The organism is Agathobaculum ammoniilyticum (assembly GCF_025567315.1).
Lineage (GTDB): Bacteria > Bacillota > Clostridia > Oscillospirales > Butyricicoccaceae > Agathobaculum > Agathobaculum ammoniilyticum.
In genome coordinates this window covers 31,695-53,755 of sequence record NZ_JAOQJE010000003.1, presented here as the reverse complement: position 1 = coordinate 53,755, position 22,061 = coordinate 31,695, and the positions used below count along the sequence as shown (strand labels likewise).

The following is a 22,061-nucleotide window of genomic DNA, read 5'->3' as shown; positions in this document are numbered from 1 at the left end:
TTGGAGGAATAAAACATGCGCGCAGTTATCACGGTGGTCGGTAAGGACCGCACGGGCATTATCGCTAAGATATCCGACACGCTGTACAGGCATCGGGTGAATATTGTCGATATTTCGCAGAATGTTATGGAGGATATGTTCGCCATGGTCATGCTGGTGAATATCGATCAGTGTACGGTGGATTTCACCGCGCTGGCCGACCTGCTCGATCAGGACGGAGAAACGCTTGGCATGAAGATCCATACCATGCATGAGGATATCTTCGACGCGATGCACAAAATATAAAAAACGACATTTTCCGCCAAACGGCGCTGCGCGCGGGAAGAGTGCGTGCGGAAGAAAAAATATCCTGTTATGGGTAAATACGAGGACTATTATTATGTCAATGATCAACACAAAAGATATACTGGAAACCATCAAGATGATAGAGGAGGAGCACCTCGACATCCGCACGATCACGATGGGCATTTCGCTGCGCGACCTGGCCAGCAGCGACATCCATGTGCTGGCGGACAAGGTGTATGACAAAATCACCCGCCGCGCGGAAAAGCTGGTCGCGACCGGCGAGCAGATCGAGCGCGAGCTGGGTATCCCGATCATCAACAAGCGTATTTCGGTCACCCCGATCGCGATGATCGGCGCAGTGACGGATGCGGACAGCTATGTGCCGCTGGCCAGGGCGCTCGACCGCGCTGCGTCGGCTACCGGCGTCAACTTTGTCGGCGGTTTTTCCGCGCTGGTGCAGAAAGGTTTTGCCAAGGGCGACGAGATCCTCATCAATTCCATACCCGAGGCGCTGGCTGAGACCAGTCTGGTCTGCTCGTCGGTCAACGTGGCCTCGACCAAGGCGGGCGTCAATCTGGACGCCATTGCGCTGATGGGGCGTATCATCAAGCAGACCGCCGAGCTGACAAAGGACAACGAATCCATGGGTTGCTCCAAGCTGGTCGTATTCGCCAACGCGGTGGACGACAACCCGTTCATGGCGGGTGCGTTCCATGGCATCGGCGAGCCGGAAACCGTTATCAATGTCGGCGTATCCGGCCCGGGCGTGGTGCAGTCGGCTATCCGACGCGCAGGCGACTGCCCGATTAACGAGGTGGCTGAAGTCATTAAAAAGACCGCGTTCAAGATTACCCGCATGGGCCAGCTTGTCGGCACGCTGGCGAGCCAGCGCTTAGGCGTGCCGTTCGGCATTGTAGACCTGTCGCTCGCGCCGACGCCGGCAATCGGTGACTCGGTCGCGCGCATCCTCGAAGAGGTCGGACTGGAGGTCTGCGGCTGCTGCGGTACGACTGCTATCCTGGCGATGCTCAACGACGCGGTCAAAAAGGGCGGCGTGATGGCGTCGTCCAGCGTCGGCGGGCTGTCGGGCGCGTTTATTCCGGTGTCCGAGGACGAGGGCATGATCGCCGCCGCGCAGGCGGGCGCACTCACGCTTGAGAAGCTCGAAGCCATGACTGCGGTCTGCTCGGTCGGCATCGACATGGTCGCCGTACCCGGCGACACGACCGCCGAGGTCATTTCCGGCCTGATCGCGGATGAAATCGCCATCGGCGTTGTCAACTCCAAGACGACCGCCGTGCGCGTCATTCCGGCCATTGGCAAAAAGGTGGGGGATATGGTGGAGTTCGGCGGCCTGCTGGGTAGCGCGCCCATCATGCCGATCGCCACCGGCTCGCCCGCGAGGTTCATCCACCGCGGCGGCCGCATTCCGGCGCCCATCCAGAGCTTGAAAAACTAAAACGAAACGCCGCATCAGGCCGATGCGGCGTTTTCCTTTGCGCGTTCGAGCAGAAAACGGCCCGCGGCGCTTAGATCCGTGCTGTGCTGCTTTAAGAAGCAGCCGGTGCGGGATACCGCCGCGAGAAACGTGTGGTTGTCCGCCGCGGGATCGGCCGGATAATGCACAAGCAGGTCGCAGAGGAATAAATCGATTAGTAGATCATCGGTCAACTGGTGCAGTTCTTCTTCCAGCTCTGCGATAGTTGGTTTGTGGAACATAAAAACACCCCTTTGCATATCTTTTGAAGTTATTATATAACGCATAAAATAACTTGTCAAGTTATAATAAAACTATAAAAGATATATATGGGCGTAATAATTGAAAAAAGTAACTTTTAATGCTAAGATTTTGATTATAAAGAGGTGATTTTATGCCGATTAAGATAAAGGTTTCCAACCTTTTAGGGGAACATAAAATGTCCATGAAGCAACTCTCTGAGATAACAGGTATCCGTCCCAATACGATTTCAAACTTGTACTATGAGGACATAAAGCGGATTGAAATTGCACAGATTGAAGCGTTGTGCAAAGCATTTCATTGCAGGGTGGAAGATATTTTTGAATATGTAGATGATTAAAAAGACCTGTTCCGACCGGAACAGGTCTTTTATATAATAGCTTTCTCTCATTCCCACGATGCCCAGACCTCGGGCTGGTATCCCACCGTCGCCTGCCGACCGTTGCGCACGACCGGCGTTTTCATCAGCGTCCCGTCCTCGAGCAGCTTTTCTTTTTTGTCCTCTTCATATGCGAGATAGGCGAGGGCGGCATAGCCCCTGCTTTTTTCGTCGAGCAGTGTATCCAGCCCGCCGACCGCCTTCAAAACGCTGTCCAGCTCGCCGCGGGACATGCCTTTCTGCGCCAGATCGATCATTTGGAATTTAATGCCGCGCTCCTTGAACCACCGCTGGGCCTTTTTGGTGTCAAAGCATTTGTTCTTGCCGAAAATCTGAATATTCATTTCGCCGCTCTCCTTTTTGTCTGCTATTATAACAAAAGCAGCCGGATAAAACAAGGGTTGACAAAACAATTGCATTATTGTATTATTTATACAGAACAATAACACGATGGAAAGGGAATCAACATGGAACAATCCGTATCACTGGAGCGGCGGCGGGGGCTGGACGGCTTCCAGCTCAAGCTCATGGCGCTTGTCATTATGACGATCGACCATATCCACTATTTCGGCTCGGCCTTAACCGATATGCCGCTGATTTTGACGCTAATCGGCCGTATTGCCGCGCCGGTTTTTGTGTTTTTCGTGGCCGAGGGCTTTGCCCATACGCACAGCCGATGGAAGTATCTGCTGCGTTTGTACATAGGCGGCGTGCTGATGTATATTATAAATACCATAGTGAATATCTATTTCCCGCTGCCGGGCGGGATGATTGTGATGAACGGCATTTTTACGACTATGGCGGTTATCGTCATTTACCTTTGGTGGATCGAGAACACGCGCAAGGCCCTGCGCGGACGCAGGTACGGCCTCGCGGCGCTGTACATACTGGCGATGGCAGCGCTTCTGCTTTCCATTGTGCCGGTGCAGATGCTTTTGCCGGTGTCGCCGCTGGCAGTGCAACTGGCAACCATTTTCGTACCCAGTCCGATCTGGTGCGAGGGCAGCATACTGATTGTGATGATCGGCATAGGCTTTTATTATTGCCGGAATAACAAACGGGCGCTTGCGATTTTCTATACGGTGTTCCTGGGGATCGTACTCGCCCTGCAATGCCTGGCTGCTTTTGACTGGGAGGTCGTTGCTTCGGTTTTCTTCATGTGGCTGGCGCTGCCGTTCCTTCTGCAGTATAACGGAAAGCGGGGGCGGGGCATGAAGTACCTTTTCTACCTCTATTATCCGGCGCATGTATATATTTTTGCAATAGCGGCCTCGCTGCTGGGGCGGCTGTAGCAAGGGGAGCGGGATGCGGAAGCATCCTGCTTTTTTGTGGGGCGGAGGCTTGAAAAAAGGAAGAAATATACTATAATAGATTCAGCCGAAACGATAAGGAGGGGCGGCAATGCGTATTTTAGTTGCGGAGGACGAGCGCGACCTGAACCGGCTGATCTGTCAAACGCTGGAGCGCGCCGGCTACAGCGTGGATACCTGCTATGACGGCGAGGCCGCGCTGGACAACCTGCTGGGTGCGGAATATGACTGCCTGCTGCTGGATATCATGATGCCGAAAAAGGACGGGCATGCCGTGCTGCGTGCGGTGCGTGCGCAGGGGAGTACGGTGCCGGTCATTTTCCTGACCGCGCGGGACAGTGTGCAGGACCGGATCGAGGGGCTGGACCTTGGCGCGGACGACTATCTGGTCAAGCCGTTTGATTTTGACGAGCTGCTCGCCCGAATCCGCGCGGCAACGCGGAAATACAGCGTGCAGAAAACCAGCGTGCTGACGCTGGCCGACCTGACGGTGGATACCAGCAGCCGCACGGTCACGCGCGGCGGGAAGGAGATCCGGCTGTCTGCCAAGGAATATGCAATCCTGCAATACCTGATGCAGCATAAGGGGACGGTCATTTCGCGCGCCCGCCTGGAGGACCATATATGGAATTATGACTATGCGGGCGGCTCGAACGTGGTGGACGTCTATATCACCTATCTGCGCAAGAAGATCGACGGAGGGTTTGATAAAAAGCTCCTCCATACGGTCCGCGGCGCGGGCTGGATATTAAAGGAGGAGCCGTGAAGCATCTTTCCGTCAAGCAGAAGCTCACGCTGTGGATCACGCTGCTCATGCTGCTGCTCAGCACGCTGGTACTGGGGTTCATGGTGGCGGTCAGCAGCTCGGTGGTGACAGAGAACGCTTACGACCAACTGACAAGCGCGGTGCAGAACAACCTGTCCGGCATTTCGCGGGAGAACGGTAGCCTAAAATTCAGCGAAGGGTTTTCCTTTACCAACAACGGCGTTTATACCGTCATATACAGTGACAGCGGCGCGCTGCTCGCGGGGCAGCTCCCGTTGGCTTTTCCAGAGGGGACGGCGTTGGAAAACGGTGCCATCCGACCGGTGCAGGGGGTGGACGACAGCTATTATGCGCTTGACCTGTGGCTTCCGTTCGGATGGCAGGATGGCGTCTGGGTGCGCGGTATCTTGCCCGCGCCCGATATTGCTGATGTACTGGACGACCTGGTCGGCATCGCGCTGCTGCTCCTGCCGCTGATGGTCGTGGTGAGCGGGCTGGGGGCGTATCTGCTCGCGCGCTCGACCTTCCGGCCAATCGGGCGCATCATCCAAGCGGCGGAGGCGATCGGCGAGGGGCGCGACTTGTCGCGCCGCATTGGGCTGCCGCCCGGGCGAGATGAGATCAGCCGTCTGGGACAGGCGTTCGACAATATGTTCGCCCGCTTGGAGGCTTCCTTTGAATCCGAGAAGCAGTTTACCTCGGATGCCTCGCATGAACTGCGCACGCCGACTGCGGTCATCCTCGCTCAGTGCGACTATGCCCGCAAGCACGCGGAGGACCCCGCGCAGTACGCGCAGGCGATCGAGGTGATCGAACGGCAGGCCGGCAAAATGTCCGTGCTGATCAGCCAGCTTCTGCAGATGACCCGCCTGGAGCAGGGGACGCAGCGCGCCTGCTTTGAGCAGGCGGATCTGAGCAGCCTGGTGGAAGTCGTTTGCACGGAGCAGCCCGAGTTTCCCAAGGATATTACCCTGCAGGCTGATATCCAGCCGGAGGTCGAAGCCTGCTTCGATGTCACGCTGATCAGCCGTCTGCTGCAAAACCTGATCGATAATGCCGCGCGGTACGGTAAGCAGGGCGGCCATATCTGGGTCACGCTGCGCAGGGAAAGGAAGGATATTCTGCTCGCTGTGCGGGACGATGGCATCGGTATCGCTCAGGAACAGCAGGAGAAGATATGGCAGCGGTTTTACCAGGTGGACGCTTCGCGCGGTAGCGAAGGGGGAACCGGACTGGGGTTGACCATGGTGCGCCAGATCGCCGCCCTGCACAGCGGAACGGTCACGGTGGAAAGCGCATCCGGACAGGGGAGCTGCTTTACTCTCCGATTTCCTGCGGAGAGCCGTCCGGAAGCGGACGGAACGTCCAGCTGAAAAATTTTCAGAAAAATTCACTTTTTTAATGTTCTTTTAATGTTGGGCTGGTATGCTGTATATGAACTTAAACGAAAGGTGTGAGCAGGATGAAAAAACAGCTTGCCATTATGACTGCCTCGCTGGTGCTGGCCGCAACTTTGGCCGGCTGTGCGCAGCCCGCGCAAAGAAGCGCCGCTCATATGAACTATATCGGCGCGGACGCGGCGAAAAACATGGCGGCAGCGGACGCGCAGGTCGATACCGCGAACGCGAGCTTTTCCGGCGCCAACTTGGGCGAAAAGAACGGGCTTTCCTATTATCAGGTTGACTTTACCGCAAATGGAAGGGAGTACCACTATGCGATTGACGCGATGACGGGTACGGTCATTGAATTGAGCAGCGCGGCTTCGGCGCAGCAGACCACGGGTACGGGCCAGCAGACCGCAACGGCAGGTCAGCAGGCCGCTGCCGCGGGGCAGGTGGATGAAAACCAAGCCAAGCAGATTGCGCTCGACCACGCCGGCGTCGCGGAAAGCGATACGTCGTTTTTGTGGGTAAAGCCGGATTATGAGGATGGCGTCGCGGTCTATGAGGTGGAATTCTACGTTGCGTCAACCAATACCGAGTATGACTATGAGATCGAAGCCGCAACCGGAAGCATCCGCAGCTACGATTACGACGCGGAAAACTACCGGCCGGGGCAGCAGGGCGTGACCGGAGAGACGAAAAGCGAGCAAGAGATTCGCGACATCGCGCTGGCCAAGGTGCCGGGGGCGACGGAAAAGGATATCCGCCTGAAGCTGGACCATGATGACGGCCGCCTGCTTTATGAAGGCAAGATCGTGTACCAGGGGATGGAATATGAATTTGAAATCGACGCTTACAGCGGCGCTATCCAGGAATGGGATGCGGAGTCGATTTTTGATTAAACCAACAAAAATAAAAGGAGGACAATACAATGAAAAAACTGATCTGCACGATGACGCTTGCCGCGCTGCTCTGCGGTGCTGCCAGCGCAGCAAACGGCTCTTACACAGTGTCTGCGGAGCTGAGTCCGGATATCACGGTCAAAATCGACGGTGTGGAGCGCATATTCTATAACGCGCAGGGCAAAGAGGTCCACCCGATCAGCTATGCAGGCACCACCTATGTGCCGATCCGTTCGATCGGCGAACTGATGGACAAAAATGTAAACTGGGATGAAGCGACCAGCACGGCGACGATCGGCGGCACGCGCGTCACACCGGATGCCACCGGCACGCCGGACCGGAATGCGAGGGAGCAGGAGATATCTCTGCGCATGGAGCCGTGCTATACCATTGTGATCGATGGGGTTAAGCGCACATTCTATGATGTGAATGGCAAACAGGTCGATCCCGCGCTGTATAATGGTTCTATCTATCTGCCCATCCGCGCGATTGGCGAGATCATGGGGAAAACGGTTTCCTGGAATGAAGCAACGGAAACGGTATTCCTTTCCGGCGGTTCGGCGGATGGCAGCGTGACGGATTTTGATACCTCTAACCCCACAAAGCCGACCAACCCCGTAAATCCCACGCAGCCTACCGGCTCGGTAACGCTGGAGCAGGCCAAACAGACCGCGCTTGACCATGCGGGCAAAACGGCATCGCAGGTCACCTTTGTCAAGGCCTATCAGGATTTTGACGATGGCCGCTGGGTTTACGATGTCGAATTCATCGTCCGGTCCGGCAGCGGTTATCTGGAATACGATTATGAGATCGATGCCTCGACCGGCAAGATTATCAGCTATGACTATGATGCGGAGGGCTATCAGCCTTCCGGCAGCGGGAATTCCAGCGCAGGCGTATCAATCAGCGAGTCCACCGCCAAGCAGACCGCGCTGAACCGTGTACCCGGCGCGAGCGCATCCAATATCTACAAGTTCAAGCTGGATTTTGACGATGGCCGCTGGGAGTACGAGGGAACGATCATTTACAACCAGATGGAGTACGAGTTTACGATCGATGCGAACACCGGCTCGATTGTCGAATGGGATGTGGAATCCATCTACGATTAAGGAGCGGTAAAAGGCAGGGAGACGTATCAGTCTCCCTGCCTTTTTATCTATTGCTGCCGGTGCGCCGGGCGGTCGGCCTCTTGGCCGAGCCGGAGGACGCCGTAAGAGTGCGTGACCGGCAGAAGTAGCACACAGGCCAGAGCCGCGCAGCGTCCCAGCTCGCATAGCAGCAGGGGAACGGCGAAAAACACCTCGCCATGCCGTGCAAAATCGCCGATCGCGGCCAAGCCGGCCGCGGAAAAATTGGGGTAGGGCAGCAGCGCGGCGGTATGCGGGCCGAGCAGCAGGAGGGCGCGCAGGGAAAGCAGCGCGAGCAGCGTGCCGCCTGCGCTCAGTCCGCGGGAGGCAGCACCGGCCAGCCCGTCCGGAAGCGCAAGAGAAAGCGCTAGCGCTGCAGGCAGCAGGGCACGGAGGATTGCGCCGGCCTGCCCGAGCAGCGGGGCGGCGGGCGCCTCCCAATAGCTGATACGAAGCTCGCCGAGCGTGAGGATGCCAGACAGCGCCAGCACCGCGCCCGCAGCCCACGCCACCGGCAGCGCCCACATGGCGCACCGGTTCAAACCGGTCGTGGCGGTCAGGAGCGTACACACGGTAAGAAGCAGAATAAGGCTCCAAAGCGGGCGGGCCGGAAACACGGTGTTCCGCAGGAAAAGCCCCATGCGCGCGAGGGACTGGGTCAGCGGCCAGAGCGCGAACAGCGCGAGCGCCCACTGCAATATACGGTACCGGCACCAAAATGGCGCGATGCGCGCCCCGCCGGCACAGAGCAGTGCGCAGACCAGGCTGGCTAACGCGGCGGCATACATGGTCTGGCCATCGACCGGCAGATAAAGAAGTTCGCTGAGCGGCAGCAGCGCGAACAGCGCCGCGCCCCAGCGGGGAAACAGCCGCTCACGCATCTGCGCCGCCTCCGATCTCGCCGCCATCCAGGAAGCAGGAAAGGCGCTCCTCAGAAAAAACCGCCGTGCCTGCGGGGGCGGTCTGGCCGAATTCATCCAGATACAGCGCGGGTAGGATCGCGGTGCCGTTGGCGTGCAGCACCTCGGTGGCGCGGTAAAGCGGCATGTCGGGTAGTGTGCCGGAGCGCGCGGCCTGGTCCAGCATTTCGCTGAGAGCGTAGACCTCGTCGTCGTTTTCCAGCAGCACATCCGCCGCGCCGCCGCGAACGACTGCAACGCGCAGGGAAAGGCGGACGTTGTTGTCCTCGCAAAGATAGTCCGCCAAAGGCAGGATGCTTTCCGAGGCCACGTCTTCTGAAATCAGAAGCACCTGCGCATGGCTGAGATACAGCTCGCCCGGCAGAATGTTGCGGAGATTGCGCACCAGTTCAGGCAGGTCGTGGCCGGTAACGGAAAGATAGGCGGGCGCCGCGGCGTCGTCCAGGCTGTCCTGCCGGACGACCTCGGCGGTGAGGCGGTAGCCCGCGTCGATCCGGTCGAGCGCCAGAGCCGATACGGGCGATACCTCGCGCGAACAGCCGCACAGCAGCAGCAAAAGCAAGGGAAAAAGCAAGTTTCGAACGGTTTTCAAGGATTGTCCCCCTTTGCAGATTTTCGGCTTCGTTTGACCGGAAAACGATCATACCGCATAAAGAACCAGGGGGAGCGGAGCCAGGCGTCCTCCTGTTCGGAACGGATACGTGGGACCAGATTGAGCAGATACGGGATGGAGCAGGAGTGCATGCGGCAGAGCCAGGCAAGAATGAGCGCAAGCGCAAGCCCCACGCCGTACAGGCCGTAGGCGGCCGCCGCGGCCAACAGGGCAAAGCGTAGCCAGAGCGCAGCGGCCTGCAGCTTGGGGACCATCAATCCGGTCACGCCCGCGATAGCGACAACAATGACGGTGGGGGCGGCGGCGAAACGGGCGGATACGGCGGCTTGTCCGAGTACGAGACCGCCGACGATGCTCATGGTCTGCCCCATGGCGCCGGGGGTGCGCGCGCCGGCCTCCTTGAGCGCTTCCAGCACCAGCAACAGCAGCAGGGTCTCCCAGCCGATCGGCAACGGCACGCCGCGCTGCGCGGCCGAAACCGCGAACAGCAGGCGGGCGGGTACCAGCTCCCGATGGTACAGCATCAGCGCGACATAGACCGCGGGAAAGGCGATCGTAAAGAAAAAACCCAGGACGCGCAGTACCCGTGAGAGGTTGGCCTGTAGAAAGCTGATATAGTAGTCGTCATTGGACTGAAAGCATTCCTGAAACAGGAACGGTGCGGTCAGTACCACAGGGCTGCCATCCACCACGAGCGCGCAGCGCCCTTCCAGCAGGCGGGCGGCCACGACATCCGGCCGCTCGGTCGTACCCAGCGTCGGGAAAGGAGACCAGCGGTGGTCCCGAATGCGCTCGGCCAGGTAGTTGGCATCCAGCACGCTGTCGATATCAAGCTCTTCCAGCTTGCGGCGCAGGTGCGCGACCAGCTTTTGCTCGCACACGCCGGACAGATAGCAGAGACAGACGACCGTATTGGTGCGCCTGCCCGCGCGCAGGAAGGTGAATTTCAGGCGCTTATCGTTCAGCCGGCGGCGGATCAGCGCAAGGTTGGGCATGAAGCACTCGGTAAAGCCCTCGCGCGGGCCGGAAAGCACCCGCTCGTTTTCCGGCTCGGAGGCGGACCGGACGGAAAAACCCTTGGTATTGACCACGACTGGCCGCGCGTCCCCCTCGGTGAACACGACCGAGTCGCCATAGAGGAAGGAGGCGAACAGTTTGCTGGCGTCGGTCTCCACGCGGCTGTCGTTTATTTGGAGGATGGTTTGGGAAAGCTCGTCGGCGGAGACGCGCTTGCAGTCCGAGCAAACGATCGGACGGATCACGCTCTGGTTGATGGCGATGGAGTTGACCATGCCGTCGAAGAAGAACACAGCGCAGGAAAGCCCCTTGTGACCTACGGCACGCCGGACCACAAAGGTATTATCTCCCTGGAAAATCGCCTGCATCAGGCGGATGTTGGTTTCAAGATCGGTGGAAAACGTTATTTTATCCATAGCTTCACCCCTTTGCCAGGGGTATTTTGCACCAAACCGCGAAAGCTTATGCACCGGTGAGGTCCTCGGCCAGCGTTTTGCCAAACAGGCGGATCGCCGCAAGCGCTTCGGGCATCGTATTGCCGGAGGAGCCGACCTCGACCAGCATCGAGCCCGGCCGCGCATGCTGGTTAAAGCGCTGGGTGCGCAGGTTGACCGGCCGCATCAGGCCGGGATAGGTGCGGTTGAGCTTATATTGTAAGCTGGCGACGTAATTGAGATTGTCGCGCCAGTCCGGATGGTTCAGGCCGCCGTCGTCCGTGCCGACAACGAACATCAACTGCGCCATTTCCTCTCCGTCGATCGTACAGGAGGTCTTATAGGCGCGTCCATCGTCTGTCAGAATGGAATCGCGGTGTACGTCGATCACGATCTGGATAGAAGGGTATTCGGTCAGCGCCTCCTCTATCGCGGCGAGGGAGCGGTCATAAGAGCCGGAATAGGCGGGGGAATCAAAAATATCGCGGATATGCACCGCCTGTACGCCGTTGGCCTCCAGAACCTTTTGCAGCTCGTCGCCGACGCGTACAACGTTGTATTTGGTATCGGTTGTGCGCTCGGTTTCGGTTGGCGTGTAGGGGAAAGCCGCGTCGGGCGTGTAGCTTTCGCTGCCATGGGTATGTACGATCAACACCTGCGGGCCTTCCCCATTGTCACGGATCGAGGTGTTGGCCGCGAGACAGGAGGAGACATCCACCTTATAAGAGGTTTCGTTGTTGATCGTTACGGTGGCCGCTTTATCGGCCGCGTGAAGGACGGGCGCGTCGTTTTCCTCCTCCAGCGGGATGTAGGCGCTTTCCGCAATCGGGTCTGATGCCTGTTCGTCGCGTGCCGCAGCCGCGGTGCGCGGGGCGAATACCTCGGTGGTTTCCGGAAAAAAGCCAAGCTCGAGGGAAACGGCGCGGGCGATGAAGCCTGTGTTGCCGGCCAAGCGGTCGAGTGCCTGCTGCGCCAACTCCTCGCCGCCCGCGCGGGCGAACATCAGGAGCGATACGGCCAGACACAGGGCGACAGCGGCGGAAAGCTGTATGCCGCCCCGCCGCTGGTGTTTGTGTCTACGTCTTCTCATATCCGCCACCTCCCTAAGTCTTGTCTCTATCATACGCGCGGCAACGTGCGAGTATGACCGAATCGTGACGATTGTTTCAGGACAGATACAGGTCGATATCCGAAACGGTGAGATGCGGGTGCAGAGCCATATTGACCGCGTAGCCGATCATACGGGAGATATCCGCGACCTCGCGGTCGATATCGCGCGTGGTAATCATCACGGGACGGGAAAGGTCTTCCAGCGCTTCGCAGGTCGGCCCGCCGAGCTGCCCCGCGATCTCGTGCGCGAGCGTCGCGCCATCCACGACGGTTGGCACACCGATGGCGATGACCGGCACGCCGAGCGTCTGTTCGTTCAGCGCGGCGCGTGCGTTGCCCACGCCCGCTCCCGGCGTGATGCCGGTGTCCGCAAGCTGAACCGTGCGCAGCAGGCGTGAGAGGCGTCCGGCCGCTAGCGCGTCGATAGCGAGCACGGCCGAGGGGCGGATACGGTCGAGTACGCCGCAAACCACCTCGCCCGTCTCAACGCCGGTTTGTCCCAGGACACCGGGCGCCAGCGCGGAAACCGGACGCCAGGAAGAAAACACATCGGGTACCTGTTCGACCAGATGTCGTGTGGCGATCACATGGTCGGCCGCCTGCGGGCCGATCGCGTCCGGCGTGATCATGCGGTTGCCGAGTCCGGCGACCAGAACGGGGCCGTCCGGAGCTTGGGAGGGAAGCAGCTCGCGCAGCAGCGTACTCAGTGCGCGGCAGGCGCGGGGGAATGCGTCCTCCTCACGGCGGATCAGCGCGTCTAACTCCAGCGTCAGGTACCGGCCGCGCGGCTTGCCGATCTCCCGTGCCGCATGATCGGTGCGGATCTCTACCTCATTGACGGAAAAGCCCTCCAGCGTACGTTCGGTTTGCCTGACCTGCTGGTGATCAGCGGCCTGATCCATGTTTTCGATCGCCTCGACCGCAAGGTCTGTGCGAAAAGACATGTCGCTCCCTCCTTTTTTTGTAGTTTGCGAGAGGCGGCCGGTTTTATACAGGGCGCGCGGGAAGAAAGGGCGGCGTCGGGGCGCCGCTGTCAGTGAGGGAAAGCGGGTGGGAGAATTAAAATTCGAAAAAGAGGAAAAAATGCTTGCAATTTGAAAAAACTGATGGTAGAATAGAACTACTGACGAATAGAGAAAAAAGGAGGTGTTTTCGGAATGCCCAACATCAAGTCTGCAAAGAAGCGCGTCAAGGTGAACGCTGTCAAGGCGATGAACAACCAGATGGCGAAGAGCGCGCTCAAGACCACGCTGAAGAAGTTCGATACGGCCGTTGCTGCTGGCGATAAGGCGGAAGCGACTGTTGCTTATACGACTGCTGTCAAGGCGGTTGATCAGGCGGCTGCCAAGCACCTCCTGCATAAGAACAACGCGGCCAACAAAAAGAGCAAGATGACCGTTAAGCTCAACGGCATGGCGTAACCTGCCTTCCAAAATCCCAAGGCTTTTGCCTTGGGATTTTTTATTGTAAGCGAGAACCACCTGCTAAGCCGGTGGTTATGATTGCCGGGAAATAGCCTTGCGGACAATCATTTAGAAAAATATCAAAATAATGCTTGACATCTTGAAGAAGGGATAGTATCTTTTATTTAGATAATTATCTAAATAAAATGCAGGCGCGGCTATGCGCCGGAAAGAGGTGTGCGGGAATGGGGTTCCAAAAAAGTTTTAAGGCGCTCAGCGACCCGATCCGGCGGGATATCCTCGCGCTGCTGCGCGCGGGTCCGATGGCGGCGGGTGATATCGCGGCCCATTTTCAGGTTTCCGGAGCGACGGTTTCGCACCATTTGTCGATTCTGCGTGACGCGGGGCTGGTGCTGGACGATAAGCAGGGAAAGTACATCTACTATGAACTCAACATGTCTGTGGTCGACGAGATCCTGGAATGGGTCACGGCATTGAAAGGTGGAGATAAGCATGAAAAAAATCGGTAAAGCCCAAATTTTTGTCTGGATATTGGCGCTGGTGCCGCTGGTACTGGCCGCGGCGGTATACAGCAGGCTACCGGCGCGGATCCCAATGAGCTGGGATTTCGGCGGCGAGGTGGGCTATGAGCCGAAGTGGCACCTGTGGCTGGTTGCGGGCCTGTCGCCGCTGCTAGCGGCGCTGTTCTATGGTATGCCGGCGCTCGACCCGAAGAGACGCAATTATAATAAGTTTTTCGGGTCCTATATCGGCTTCCAGCTCATGATGATGCTGTTCCTGATTATTATGAACGGCATCTGTGTGGTTGAGGGACTGCGCCCGGGTACGGTCAATGTGGCGATGGCGGTATGTTTGGTGGTCAGCTTGGTCATGGTGTATGTGGGGAATATGATGCCCAAAATCCGCATGAATTGGTACTGCGGCATCAAAAATCCGTGGACATTGTCCAGTGAAGCGGTATGGACACGCACACACCGCATTGGCGGCCGCATGTTTTTCGCGGCAGGCGTGGTCGGTCTGCTGGGCGCGTTTATACCCAATAATACGGCGCGGATCGCGCTGCTGTTCGGGCCGCTGCTGCTGGCGGCGTTGGTGCCGACCGTGCTGAGCTACCTGTGGTTCCGCGCGGAGCAAAGGGGGCGGGCATGAAACGCATCCTGATTTACTTGGTCACGACCTTCGGGCTGACATGGACGTTTTGGAGCATTGGCATCAGCGGACCGGTTGTGATGGGGATGCCTGTTGCGGAGCTGGCTGCGGCAGGGCTGGGAATGTTCGGCCCATCCGCAGGCGTGCTGGCGGTATGGATAGTAACCCGAAGCGAGGGAGGACTGGACCTGCCGCTGCACCCGCGCTTTCAAGGGAACGGGCGCTGGTATCTGACGGCCTGGTTCGCGCCCGCGCTGGCGGTGCTGCTGGGAGGCATTTTGTATTTTGGCTTGTTCCGCAGCCAGTTTGATCCCTCAATGGGATATATGCGCGCGTTTAGCGGTGCGGCGGCGCAGGCTTATTCGAATGGCCAGATTCGCGGCATGGCAGCATTGCAGATCGTGGTGGCGGTTTTTATGGGGCCGTTTCTCAACGTGGCCGCCGGCGCGGGAGAAGAGCTTGGCTGGCGCGGGCTGCTCTATCCAGCGCTGCGGCGCCGCCTGACTCCAGTGCCGGCCTGCCTGCTCGGCGGTGTTATCTGGGGCGTGTGGCATGCGCCGATGACGGTGCGCGGCCACAATTATGGCCTGGGTTATGCGGGATTTCCGTGGATGGGGGTCGTCATGATGTGTGTGTTCTGTACGGCCGTCGGCACGCTGCTGCATGCGCTGACAGAACGCTGTGGCAGCATTTGGCCCGCCGCACTGGCGCATGGCGGATTGAATGCAGTGATTTCGGCGCCGATGATGTTCCTGCCCTCGGCCGAGGCTGGAAGTCGCCTGCTGGGCCCCACGGTGGCTGGACTGGTGGGCGGAGTGCCGCTGCTCCTTGCCGCGGCGGCCTGGCTGACTGTAAAATGTCGTCCATCTGGGGAAAATACAGGGAAAATAGCGGGAAATGGTGCGTGAAAAGTTGGTAGCAAAGGCAGATGTGACATTTTTAGTCAAGTTATAACTTGTCAAGTGGGGAGCAATGTGTTATAATCTTGCAGTAAGTTTGCATGGGTGGTGAATACAACCCATGTTTTCAACCTTACAGCAAGGAGAAGATTATGACAAGAACGCGTAAGCTGGCAGCGTTGCTGCTGCTTGTTGCCGTCGTTGCGGTGAGCGTGCTGACTGCGGCGTTCGCGACGGACAACACAAAGACCTATGCGTATTTGCCCGATCACTCGGTTTATTTTTATGATGTTGCAGAGGGCTACGCATGGGCTCACCGCGAGATCGATACGCTGGCAATGAACGGCGTTGTCAAGGGCGGCGGGAACCATCTGTTCTATCCGGGCAACTCTATCACACGCGCGGATTTCATCGTTATGCTGGATCGGGCGTACGGCATGAGCGAGGCGTTGGACAGCGGTGCGATCGCGCCTCAGGGAAGCTTTGCCGATGTGCCGCAGGATGCCTATTACAGCAAGGCGGTGACAGCGGCCAAGGCCTTTGGCGTGGCGAACGGGACAGCGGATAACCGCTTCCTGCCCAGCCGGCCCATGACGCGCGAGGACGCGATGGTATTTCTCAAGCGCACGATCGACCGCACCCAGCTCGACCTGAGTGCTGGAACGCTCTCGGGCTTTTCGGATGCCGGCCAGGTTGCCGTGTATGCAGCGGATTCCGTCAGTGCGCTGGTGGCTGCAAAGGTGATCGGCGGCTCGGATGGCAGGCTGAACCCCAAGATGAACGTCACGCGCGCGGAGATGGCGGTCATGCTGTATCGCGCCACCCATTTGCGCGAGCAGGGCGGCGGCGCAGCCTATCAAGCCCGCGGCGATATTGTCAACGTCTGCATCGGCGCGCAGAGCTACTGCGACGTGGTGATTGAGAATTATGACCCGACCGTCCATTATGGCGAGCTGATGCGCTATTCCAAGCTGCGGCAGGAAAATGGCGTGATGTATATTACGCTGGAGGAAAACCAGCCGATCGACCGAACGGGTGTTTATACTGCCGGCCAGCTTGTACTGAATCATCAGGCCGGAGAGGCAGCGGGGACTACCGCTTATCCGGTCGCTGCGAGCTGCGTGGCAATTGATGTGTCGCAGCCTTATCATCAGATAAAATCGCCGGTCAGTACGGGCAGCATTTATAACTACTGCTATCCTTCGATCGTAAACGGAGAAGTGACCGTCATTTATTATACCCGCCCGTAAACAACAGATCCATCGGAAAAATCCGGTGGATCTTTTTTTGTTCAAGGGCTTGACTCTGACACGGTGTAAGGGGCTATACTGGCCGTGAGCTCAAGAAAAGACACGGATATCTGTGAAAGGAGAATAACCATGCTAAAAATCGGCGAGTTTTCCGGCCTTTCCCGCATCAGTATTCGCATGCTGCGGTATTATGATGAGAACGGCCTGCTCTGTCCCGCGTATATCGATGAAACATCCGGATACCGCTACTATGAGGAGTGCCAGCTTGTGGAAGCGGCGCGAATCGCGGCGCTGCGCGATATAGGGTTTGGTGTGGCTCTGATCGGAGAAATCATACGGGGTGGGGAGCGGACGCTGGAGCGCGCGCTCCGCCAGCGGAGAAAAGAGCTGCTTGAGGAACGGGAGCGGGCAAACAGCCAGCTTCTACGGCTGGAAAGCGCGCTGCATCGATTGGGAAAGGATGAATGCAATATGAAATACGAAGTGACGTGTAAAACCTTGCCCGCAAGATATGTCGCGAGCGTGCGGGATATCCTGCCGGCGTACAGCTATGAGGGACGGCTGTGGCATACGCTGATGAAAGAAACCGCCGCGCTGGGGCTGCAGCCGGACGGCCCGTGCTGCGCGGTGGGCATATACCATGATACGGAATATCGGGACCGCGATGTGGACGTGGAGATACAGTATTCGGTCAAGGGCAGGTATCAGGATACGGAGCATGTCAAATTCAAGACAGTGCCGCCGGTTTTCATGGCTTCCGCCGTTTACACGGGAAGCTACGAAAAGATCAGCGAGGTGAACGCCGCGGTTGCGGCATGGGTACGGGACAATGGATATGTGTTTGATGGGCTGTCGTTCTCGATCTATCATGTCGGCCCGAACGAAACGCAAAATCCGGATGAACTGGTGACCGAGGTGTGCTATCCGGTCCGCAAAAAGGGGGCATAAAAGAAAAGCAGCCGTACCGGTAGGTGCGGCTGCTTGCTTCTTATAACTGTGCGGCAAATACCCGGTCGAGCGCGGGCCAGCTTCGCTTCAGCGAGACGGGACGCCCCTCGCGCCCCATAAAGCAGTGCCGGCTTTCTCCCTCGCAGCGCAACTCGCCGGTCTGCGCGTCGCGCACCTCATACCGCAGCGCCATACGGACGCCGTTGTATTCGATGATATGCGCGGAGATTGACACCATATCTCCGAAATGCGCCATGGTTTTGTATTTGCAGCAGACCTCGAGCACCGGACTGCCGAAGCCCTCGGCCTCGATGCGGTCGTATCCGTAACCGAGCTGTTCGAGCAGGTCGACGCGGGCTTCCTCGAACCAGCGGATATAGTTGGAGTGATGGACGATACCCATACCGTCCGTCTCGTAATATTGGACCTTGTGTTCATAGGGGGTCATGGAAAACGCTCCTTTTGGGAATAAAGCGCCCCTTGCGGGGCGCTTTTCCGGTTGCTATCACTTGAAGTATTGCACGCCGCCCGCAAAGATCGGCTGGTACTTTTCGCCGTAGATATTTCTGCCGACGAACGGGCTGTAACGCTCGGTGTGGCCCATCTTGCCGAGCACGCGGCCGTCCGGACTGGTGATGCCCTCGATCGCGCATAGCGAGCCGTTCGGGTTCCAAGCGATGTCCATGGAAGGCTCGCCCGTCAGGTCGGTGTACTGGAACGCGATCTGCCCGTTCTGCGCAAGGCTGTCAATCACATGCTGCGGGGCAACAAAGCGGCCCTCACCGTGCGACACCGCGATCGAATGCAGGTCGCCCACCGCGCAGGCAGACAGCCACGGGCTCTTGACCGAGGCCACGCGCGTGGTGACATAGCAGCTTTGGTGGCGGCCGATCAGGTTGAAGGTCAGCGTCGGGTCGTCGCCGGTCATTTCGTCGCGGATCTCGCCGTAGGGGACAAGGCCGAGCTTAATGAGCGCTTGGAAGCCGTTGCAGATGCCGAGCATCAGGCCGTCGCGCTTTTGCAACAGCTCGTGGATGCTATCCTTGATGGCGGGGTTGCGCAGGAACGAGGCGATAAACTTACCCGAGCCATCCGGCTCGTCGCCGCCGGAGAAGCCGCCCGGAAGAATGACCATCTGCGCGCGGCGGACAGCCTGCTCAAGCTGCTCGGCGGACTGGTGCAGCGCATCCGCAGAGAAGTTACGCACCACAACGATCTCGGCCGCGCCGCCCGCGTTTTCAACCGCGCGCGCGGTGTCATATTCGCAGTTCGTGCCGGGGAACACCGGAATAACGGCAAGGGGCTTGGCGGTTTTGACTGTCGGGGCCTTGCAGCTGCGCTCGGTCCAGGATACCTTGGCCAGATGCTCGTCCGCCGCGTCCGCGCGGGTCGGGAACACGCTCTCCAGGCGGCTTTCGAACGCCGCGGTCAACTCGTCCAGCGGCACGCGTTCGCCCGCGACTGTGACCGCGCCGTCGTCCGTCGTGCGGCCGACCAGCCAGTAAGCGGGTAGGTCCTCCGCCGCTTCGATCAGGATGCCGCCGAAGTTCTTGAGATACAGCGCTTCGGTGGGGAATGACTCATCAAACGCAAAGCCGATCTGGTTGCCGAGCGCCATCTTGCCCACGCCCTCGGCGATGCCGCCCACGGACAGAGCCCATGCGGATACCGCCTTGCCGGCGGCGATAAGGTTCGCGACCTCGTTCCAGACGTGCTTCATGGTCTGGTAATCGGGCGAGCCGTCCTGGAAATACGGCGCGTCAAAGAAGTAGACGGGGTGGCCCGCAGCCTTGAATTCGGGCGAGATCAGGCGGGACGCGTCCTGCGGGGCGATCGCAAAGGAAACCAGCGTCGGCGGCACGTCCATATCGTCGAACGAACCGCTCATGGAGTCCTTGCCACCGATTGCACCGAGGCACAGCTCCTCCTGCGCGTTGTATGCGCCGAGCAGCGCGGAAAGCGGCTTGCCGAAGCGCTTGGGATCCTTGCCCAGCCGCTCAAAATATTCTTGGAAAGTGAGGTAGGCGGTCTCAAAGTCACAGCCCGCCGCCACCAGCTTGGCGACCGACTCGATCACCGCCGCCGACGCGCCGAGGAAAGGGTTGCGCTCGGTGTAGTAGGGGTCGAAGCCGAACGCCATCACGGAGGCAGTTTCGCACTGGCCGGAGAGCGCGGGCATGGTCGCGGCCATGACCTGCGCCGGGGTGAGCTGGTACTTGCCGCCAAACGGCATGAACACCGAGTTTGCGCCGATCGAACCGTCAAACCGCTCGACAAGGCCGCGTTCCAGGCAGATACCGAGGGTGGAAGCGTGGTTTAACAGCTTTTCCTTTTCGGTCTGGCCCTCCGGTACACACGCGATGGACGGCACAGGCAGGGCGGCGACCTCGGCGGTCACATGCTTGGCGCAGCCGTTGGTGTTTAGGAAGCCGCGGGAAATATCGACAATGGTGTTTCCGTTCCAAGTCATGCACAGGCGGTTTTTGTCTGTGACCGTCGCCACGGCGACCGCTTCGATGTTTTCCCTTGCGGCGGCGGCGATGAACGCATCCGCGTCTTTCGCACGCACGACGACCGCCATACGCTCCTGCGATTCGGAAATCGCCAGCTCGGTACCGTCCAGCCCGTCATATTTCTTGGGTACAGCATCCAGATTGATGTCCAGACCGTCCGCCAGTTCGCCGATCGCGACAGACACGCCGCCCGCGCCGAAGTCGTTGCAGCGGCGGATCATGCGGGTGACCTCGCCGTTTCGGAACAGGCGCTGGATCTTGCGCTCTTCCGGCGGGTTGCCTTTCTGCACCTCCGCGCCGCAAGTTTCAAGCGATTCCTCGGTGTGCTTTTTGGAGGAGCCGGTGGCGCCACCGCAGCCGTCTCGGCCGGTCTTGCCGCCGAGCAGGATGACGATATCGCCGGCCTCGGGTACCTCGCGGATGACGTTTTCCAGCGGGGCCGCGCCGACAACCGCGCCGATCTCCATACGCTTGGCTACATAACCCGGGTGATAGATCTCATGCACCAGGCCGGTAGCCAGGCCGATCTGGTTGCCGTAGGACGAATAGCCCGCCGCCGCGGTTTGGCACAGTTTGCGCTGCGGCAGCTTGTGCTCGAGTGTTTCGGAGAGCGGCACCGTCGGGTCGCCCGCGCCGGTCACGCGCATGGCCTGATAAACATAGGAACGGCCGGAGAGCGGGTCGCGGATCGCGCCGCCGAGGCAGGTCGCCGCGCCGCCGAACGGCTCGATCTCGGTCGGGTGGTTGTGGGTCTCGTTTTTGAACATCAGCAGCCAGTCCTCATAGCGGCCGTCCACCAGCGCCTTGACCTTGATCGAGCAGGCGTTGATCTCCTCTGACTCATCGAGATTCTTGAGGTAGCCGCGCTTTTTGAGTACCTTTGCGCCTGCGGTGGCAATGTCCATCAGGGTGACCGGACGCTTTGCTGCCTTCTCCTCGCCGTAGACCTCGACGCGCGCCCTGAGATACCGGTCGAATGCGTCCTGCACCATCGGGTCGTCAATCTTCACGCCGTCAATCTCGGTCAGGAACGTGGTGTGACGGCAGTGGTCGGACCAGTAGGTGTCCACCATGCGCACCTCGGTGATGGTCGGGTCGCGCTTTTCCTCGTCGCGGAAGTAGGCTTGCAGGAACTTGAGGTCGTCCAAGTCCATGGCAAGCCCCATGTTCGCCAGCAGGTCGGAGAGCGCGGCCTCGTCCATATGGATAAAGCCGACGACCGAGGCGACCGTGGTCGGGATCGCATATTCGACCCTAAGGGTCGCGGGCTTGTCCATCGAAGCCTCGCGCGCCTCGACCGGGTTGATGAGGTAGCCGCGGATCTTATCCATGTCCGCGTCGGTCAGTGCGCCTTCAAATACATAGATTTTTGCCGCGGAGACCGCCGGCCGCTCGCCGCCGGTCAGGAGCTGGATGCACTGCGCGCACGAATCCGCGCGCTGATCGAACTGGCCGGGCAGCGGCTCGACCGCAAGCACGGTATGAGCGCCCGCCGGACGGGGGAAGCCCTCGTCGTAGCACACGTCCGCCATCGGCTCGGAAAAGACGATGCCCTTGGCTTTTTCATAGGCTTCGGGGGCGAGGCCCTCGGTATCGTAGCGGCAGAGATAACGGACGTGGGTCAGCCCTTTGATCTCCAGCAGGTCGTGCAGGCTGGCGAACAGGCTGCGCGCCTCAACGTCGAAGCCGGGCTTTTTTTCGGAATAACAACGATTGACGCTCATGGTATCGTGTCCTCTCTTTTTATTCTTAACAAGATACTATCTATTTTACCTGTTTTACCCGTATAAATCAATCGGTGAGGGCGACAAATTCCGGAGGAATTCAGGGTTTTCTCTGTATATCCTTGCTGCGCGGACAAATCCCAACCGGATAAATAGCGATGAATTTGCTTT

The 22,061-nt window shown here is 58.9% G+C and carries 23 protein-coding genes; 14 read left to right on the top strand and 9 right to left on the bottom strand.

Annotated elements, in window-relative coordinates; translation table 11 throughout:
• The first annotated feature begins 15 nt into the window (after nucleotides 1-15).
• A complete protein-coding gene (locus OCV66_RS04270) occupies nucleotides 16-285 on the top strand; it encodes an ACT domain-containing protein (protein ID WP_054326238.1) in 270 nt (89 codons plus the stop codon).
• A gap of 100 nt (nucleotides 286-385) precedes the next feature.
• The gene (locus OCV66_RS04265; RefSeq protein WP_147573858.1) at nucleotides 386-1,744 is read left to right on the top strand and encodes a PFL family protein; all 1,359 of its coding nucleotides are present in this window, start codon (nucleotides 386-388) and stop codon (nucleotides 1,742-1,744) included.
• Between the two features lie 14 nt (nucleotides 1,745-1,758).
• Here OCV66_RS04265 and OCV66_RS04260 read toward each other — a convergent pair whose 3' ends face one another.
• Complete coding sequence (locus tag OCV66_RS04260; protein ID WP_107630619.1) at nucleotides 1,759-2,004, bottom strand: hypothetical protein; 246 nt, start codon at nucleotides 2,002-2,004, stop codon at nucleotides 1,759-1,761.
• Between the two features lie 152 nt (nucleotides 2,005-2,156).
• On the opposite strand from OCV66_RS04260, the gene OCV66_RS04255 reads away from it, so the two are divergent.
• Nucleotides 2,157-2,363, top strand: coding sequence for a helix-turn-helix domain-containing protein (locus tag OCV66_RS04255; RefSeq protein ID WP_054326240.1), 207 nt, complete (start codon nucleotides 2,157-2,159; stop codon nucleotides 2,361-2,363).
• 47 nt (nucleotides 2,364-2,410) lie between these two features.
• Here OCV66_RS04255 and OCV66_RS04250 read toward each other — a convergent pair whose 3' ends face one another.
• Nucleotides 2,411-2,746, bottom strand: a complete 336-nt coding sequence (locus tag OCV66_RS04250; protein ID WP_147573827.1) for an arsenate reductase family protein — start codon at nucleotides 2,744-2,746, stop codon at nucleotides 2,411-2,413.
• Nucleotides 2,747-2,869: 123 nt separating this feature from the next.
• Between OCV66_RS04250 and OCV66_RS04245 the strand changes: the two genes are divergently transcribed.
• The 5 genes from OCV66_RS04245 (at nucleotide 2,870) to OCV66_RS04225 (ending at nucleotide 7,871) form a co-directional block, all read left to right on the top strand.
• Complete coding sequence (locus OCV66_RS04245) at nucleotides 2,870-3,694, top strand: TraX family protein (RefSeq protein ID WP_107630617.1); 825 nt, start codon at nucleotides 2,870-2,872, stop codon at nucleotides 3,692-3,694.
• Nucleotides 3,695-3,803: 109 nt separating this feature from the next.
• Nucleotides 3,804-4,478: a response regulator transcription factor gene (locus OCV66_RS04240; RefSeq protein ID WP_054326244.1), complete on the top strand. Its 675-nt coding sequence runs from the start codon at nucleotides 3,804-3,806 to the stop codon at nucleotides 4,476-4,478.
• The gene (locus OCV66_RS04235; RefSeq protein WP_054326245.1) at nucleotides 4,475-5,851 is read left to right on the top strand and encodes a sensor histidine kinase; all 1,377 of its coding nucleotides are present in this window, start codon (nucleotides 4,475-4,477) and stop codon (nucleotides 5,849-5,851) included. Before OCV66_RS04240 ends, OCV66_RS04235 begins: the two co-directional genes overlap by 4 nt.
• A gap of 89 nt (nucleotides 5,852-5,940) precedes the next feature.
• Complete coding sequence (locus OCV66_RS04230; protein ID WP_147573826.1) at nucleotides 5,941-6,762, top strand: PepSY domain-containing protein; 822 nt, start codon at nucleotides 5,941-5,943, stop codon at nucleotides 6,760-6,762.
• Between the two features lie 29 nt (nucleotides 6,763-6,791).
• Nucleotides 6,792-7,871: a PepSY domain-containing protein gene (locus OCV66_RS04225; RefSeq protein WP_054326247.1), complete on the top strand. Its 1,080-nt coding sequence runs from the start codon at nucleotides 6,792-6,794 to the stop codon at nucleotides 7,869-7,871.
• A 47-nt stretch (nucleotides 7,872-7,918) separates the two neighbouring features.
• Here OCV66_RS04225 and OCV66_RS04220 read toward each other — a convergent pair whose 3' ends face one another.
• The 5 genes from OCV66_RS04220 to gpr all read right to left on the bottom strand — a co-directional run bounded on the left by OCV66_RS04220 (nucleotide 7,919) and on the right by gpr (nucleotide 12,927).
• Nucleotides 7,919-8,770 (bottom strand): hypothetical protein, encoded by an 852-nt coding sequence (locus tag OCV66_RS04220; protein WP_054326248.1) that lies wholly within the window; start codon nucleotides 8,768-8,770, stop codon nucleotides 7,919-7,921.
• Nucleotides 8,763-9,401, bottom strand: a complete 639-nt coding sequence (locus OCV66_RS04215; RefSeq protein WP_054326249.1) for a Ger(x)C family spore germination protein — start codon at nucleotides 9,399-9,401, stop codon at nucleotides 8,763-8,765. Before OCV66_RS04215 ends, OCV66_RS04220 begins: the two co-directional genes overlap by 8 nt.
• The gene (locus tag OCV66_RS04210; RefSeq protein WP_107630614.1) at nucleotides 9,398-10,855 is read right to left on the bottom strand and encodes a spore germination protein; all 1,458 of its coding nucleotides are present in this window, start codon (nucleotides 10,853-10,855) and stop codon (nucleotides 9,398-9,400) included. Before OCV66_RS04210 ends, OCV66_RS04215 begins: the two co-directional genes overlap by 4 nt.
• Before the next feature lie 46 nt (nucleotides 10,856-10,901).
• Nucleotides 10,902-11,963, bottom strand: coding sequence for a stage II sporulation protein P (spoIIP, locus tag OCV66_RS04205; RefSeq protein WP_054326252.1), 1,062 nt, complete (start codon nucleotides 11,961-11,963; stop codon nucleotides 10,902-10,904).
• Between the two features lie 76 nt (nucleotides 11,964-12,039).
• Entirely contained in the window at nucleotides 12,040-12,927 is an 888-nt protein-coding gene (gpr, locus tag OCV66_RS04200; protein ID WP_054326253.1) for a GPR endopeptidase, read from the bottom strand.
• A 213-nt stretch (nucleotides 12,928-13,140) separates the two neighbouring features.
• On the opposite strand from gpr, the gene rpsT reads away from it, so the two are divergent.
• The 6 genes from rpsT (at nucleotide 13,141) to OCV66_RS04170 (ending at nucleotide 17,653) form a co-directional block, all read left to right on the top strand.
• A complete protein-coding gene (gene rpsT, locus OCV66_RS04195; protein ID WP_054326254.1) occupies nucleotides 13,141-13,404 on the top strand; it encodes a 30S ribosomal protein S20 in 264 nt (87 codons plus the stop codon).
• 227 nt (nucleotides 13,405-13,631) lie between these two features.
• Nucleotides 13,632-13,916, top strand: coding sequence for an autorepressor SdpR family transcription factor (locus OCV66_RS04190; protein ID WP_107630612.1), 285 nt, complete (start codon nucleotides 13,632-13,634; stop codon nucleotides 13,914-13,916).
• Complete coding sequence (locus OCV66_RS04185) at nucleotides 13,900-14,556, top strand: SdpI family protein (RefSeq protein ID WP_107630611.1); 657 nt, start codon at nucleotides 13,900-13,902, stop codon at nucleotides 14,554-14,556. Before OCV66_RS04190 ends, OCV66_RS04185 begins: the two co-directional genes overlap by 17 nt.
• Complete coding sequence (locus tag OCV66_RS04180) at nucleotides 14,553-15,464, top strand: CPBP family intramembrane glutamic endopeptidase (RefSeq protein WP_054326256.1); 912 nt, start codon at nucleotides 14,553-14,555, stop codon at nucleotides 15,462-15,464. Before OCV66_RS04185 ends, OCV66_RS04180 begins: the two co-directional genes overlap by 4 nt.
• Before the next feature lie 143 nt (nucleotides 15,465-15,607).
• Entirely contained in the window at nucleotides 15,608-16,705 is a 1,098-nt protein-coding gene (locus OCV66_RS04175) for an S-layer homology domain-containing protein (protein WP_054326257.1), read from the top strand.
• A 129-nt stretch (nucleotides 16,706-16,834) separates the two neighbouring features.
• Nucleotides 16,835-17,653 (top strand): MerR family transcriptional regulator, encoded by an 819-nt coding sequence (locus tag OCV66_RS04170; RefSeq protein WP_054326258.1) that lies wholly within the window; start codon nucleotides 16,835-16,837, stop codon nucleotides 17,651-17,653.
• 40 nt (nucleotides 17,654-17,693) lie between these two features.
• Here the strand turns inward: OCV66_RS04170 and OCV66_RS04165 are convergent, their stop codons facing one another.
• The gene (locus tag OCV66_RS04165) at nucleotides 17,694-18,101 is read right to left on the bottom strand and encodes an acyl-CoA thioesterase (RefSeq protein ID WP_054326259.1); all 408 of its coding nucleotides are present in this window, start codon (nucleotides 18,099-18,101) and stop codon (nucleotides 17,694-17,696) included.
• A 57-nt stretch (nucleotides 18,102-18,158) separates the two neighbouring features.
• Nucleotides 18,159-21,890 carry a phosphoribosylformylglycinamidine synthase gene (locus OCV66_RS04160; RefSeq protein ID WP_147573824.1) on the bottom strand — a complete coding sequence of 1,244 codons (3,732 nt, stop codon included), beginning with the start codon at nucleotides 21,888-21,890 and terminating at the stop codon, nucleotides 18,159-18,161.
• Nucleotides 21,891-22,061: the final 171 nt, after the last annotated feature.

What these genes read in the sequence shown, in the direction of transcription:
- OCV66_RS04270 (WP_054326238.1), top strand. Translation starts at nt 16, where the DNA reads ATGCGCGCAGTTATCACGGTGGTCGGTAAGGACCGCACGGGCATTATC.
- OCV66_RS04265 (WP_147573858.1), top strand. Translation starts at nt 386, where the DNA reads ATGATCAACACAAAAGATATACTGGAAACCATCAAGATGATAGAGGAG.
- OCV66_RS04260 (WP_107630619.1), bottom strand. Translation starts at nt 2,004, where the DNA reads ATGTTCCACAAACCAACTATCGCAGAGCTGGAAGAAGAACTGCACCAG.
- OCV66_RS04255 (WP_054326240.1), top strand. Translation starts at nt 2,157, where the DNA reads ATGCCGATTAAGATAAAGGTTTCCAACCTTTTAGGGGAACATAAAATG.
- OCV66_RS04250 (WP_147573827.1), bottom strand. Translation starts at nt 2,746, where the DNA reads ATGAATATTCAGATTTTCGGCAAGAACAAATGCTTTGACACCAAAAAG.
- OCV66_RS04245 (WP_107630617.1), top strand. Translation starts at nt 2,870, where the DNA reads ATGGAACAATCCGTATCACTGGAGCGGCGGCGGGGGCTGGACGGCTTC.
- OCV66_RS04240 (WP_054326244.1), top strand. Translation starts at nt 3,804, where the DNA reads ATGCGTATTTTAGTTGCGGAGGACGAGCGCGACCTGAACCGGCTGATC.
- OCV66_RS04230 (WP_147573826.1), top strand. Translation starts at nt 5,941, where the DNA reads ATGAAAAAACAGCTTGCCATTATGACTGCCTCGCTGGTGCTGGCCGCA.
- OCV66_RS04225 (WP_054326247.1), top strand. Translation starts at nt 6,792, where the DNA reads ATGAAAAAACTGATCTGCACGATGACGCTTGCCGCGCTGCTCTGCGGT.
- OCV66_RS04220 (WP_054326248.1), bottom strand. Translation starts at nt 8,770, where the DNA reads ATGCGTGAGCGGCTGTTTCCCCGCTGGGGCGCGGCGCTGTTCGCGCTG.
- OCV66_RS04210 (WP_107630614.1), bottom strand. Translation starts at nt 10,855, where the DNA reads ATGGATAAAATAACGTTTTCCACCGATCTTGAAACCAACATCCGCCTG.
- spoIIP (WP_054326252.1), bottom strand. Translation starts at nt 11,963, where the DNA reads ATGAGAAGACGTAGACACAAACACCAGCGGCGGGGCGGCATACAGCTT.
- gpr (WP_054326253.1), bottom strand. Translation starts at nt 12,927, where the DNA reads ATGTCTTTTCGCACAGACCTTGCGGTCGAGGCGATCGAAAACATGGAT.
- rpsT (WP_054326254.1), top strand. Translation starts at nt 13,141, where the DNA reads ATGCCCAACATCAAGTCTGCAAAGAAGCGCGTCAAGGTGAACGCTGTC.
- OCV66_RS04190 (WP_107630612.1), top strand. Translation starts at nt 13,632, where the DNA reads ATGGGGTTCCAAAAAAGTTTTAAGGCGCTCAGCGACCCGATCCGGCGG.
- OCV66_RS04185 (WP_107630611.1), top strand. Translation starts at nt 13,900, where the DNA reads ATGAAAAAAATCGGTAAAGCCCAAATTTTTGTCTGGATATTGGCGCTG.
- OCV66_RS04180 (WP_054326256.1), top strand. Translation starts at nt 14,553, where the DNA reads ATGAAACGCATCCTGATTTACTTGGTCACGACCTTCGGGCTGACATGG.
- OCV66_RS04175 (WP_054326257.1), top strand. Translation starts at nt 15,608, where the DNA reads ATGACAAGAACGCGTAAGCTGGCAGCGTTGCTGCTGCTTGTTGCCGTC.
- OCV66_RS04170 (WP_054326258.1), top strand. Translation starts at nt 16,835, where the DNA reads ATGCTAAAAATCGGCGAGTTTTCCGGCCTTTCCCGCATCAGTATTCGC.
- OCV66_RS04165 (WP_054326259.1), bottom strand. Translation starts at nt 18,101, where the DNA reads ATGACCCCCTATGAACACAAGGTCCAATATTACGAGACGGACGGTATG.
- OCV66_RS04160 (WP_147573824.1), bottom strand. Translation starts at nt 21,890, where the DNA reads ATGAGCGTCAATCGTTGTTATTCCGAAAAAAAGCCCGGCTTCGACGTT.